The organism is Arhodomonas sp. KWT (genome assembly GCF_010993615.1).
This window is the reverse complement of record NZ_WNXE01001148.1, coordinates 1-511: the sequence shown is the minus strand read 5'-3', so window position 1 is coordinate 511 and position 511 is coordinate 1. Positions and strand designations below refer to the sequence as shown.

At 73.8% G+C, this 511-nt stretch carries 2 protein-coding genes; one reads left to right on the top strand and one right to left on the bottom strand.

The window, feature by feature from the left end; translation table 11 throughout:
- Window positions 1-267 (top strand): dienelactone hydrolase family protein (locus tag G7A99_RS24645; RefSeq protein ID WP_163144710.1); only part of this gene is annotated, 267 nt, incomplete at its 5' end.
- 79 nt (window positions 268-346) lie between these two features.
- Here the strand turns inward: G7A99_RS24645 and G7A99_RS24640 are convergent.
- A complete protein-coding gene (locus G7A99_RS24640; RefSeq protein WP_305792384.1) occupies window positions 347-511 on the bottom strand; it encodes an aldehyde dehydrogenase family protein in 165 nt (54 codons plus the stop codon).

Below are 511 nucleotides of genomic sequence, written 5' to 3'. Positions count from 1 at the left end.
CCGGGGGGCATCCACCGGCACCTCGACAAGGCCGCCCGTCTCACCGTGCCGGCGCAGTTCCACTTCGCCGGCAACGATGGGCACATCACCGACGCCCACGTCGACGAGGCCCGCCGGGCCTTCTTCGGCCGCGGCGACGTCGGGATCCACGTCTACGACGGGGCCGATCACGGCTTCAACTGCTGGGCGCGGAGTGCGTATCACCGGCACGCGGCGGCGCTGTCCCACGGCCGGGTGCTGACCTTCCTGGAGGGCGGCAGCCCCTAGGCCACCGCGGCGGGCCCGACGGCCCGGGCGAGAGCGGCCGGCGGGCGCTGCCCGCCGGCCATGAGGGGATCGGGCCGGATCAGTCCGCCTCGGGGACGGTCTGCGTCTCCACGAACTCGAACAGCCCCTCGATACCGCCCTCGCGGCCGTAGCCGGACTGCTTCATACCGCCGAACGGCGCCTCCGGCGTCGGGCCGGTGCCGGAGTTCAGCGCGGCGTGGGCGAAATTCAGGCGCTCGATCAC